The 215-nt window shown below is 54.4% G+C and carries 1 protein-coding gene; it reads left to right on the top strand.

Going from position 1 to position 215, the window contains the following annotated elements; translation table 11 throughout:
• The coding region (locus tag EXE45_RS21160; protein ID WP_206750538.1) for a hypothetical protein at positions 1 to 191 on the top strand (191 nt) is incomplete at its 5' end.
• Positions 192 to 215: the final 24 nt, after the last annotated feature.

The raw sequence follows: 215 nt of genomic DNA, 5'->3' as shown, positions 1-215 counted from the left end.
CGTGTGACGTTCACCACTACGATCGCGGACTCGGTGGGCCGTGGGTGCGTGTCACTTCGCACGGACGGACCTCAATGGACAAAGGAATCCCACAAAACATCGCGGAACACGACGATATTGAGATCGTGATGATCCGTGGCAAGGGTAATTCGTCTCCGAACGGCGTGTACGTCGGGTTCACAGACGACTGATCTATCTACCATTTTTCGGTTTGC

The organism is Halorubrum sp. SP9 (genome assembly GCF_005435015.1).
GTDB classification, from domain to species: Archaea; Halobacteriota; Halobacteria; order Halobacteriales; family Haloferacaceae; genus Halorubrum; species Halorubrum sodomense.
This window is presented reverse-complemented; position numbering and strand designations above follow the sequence as displayed.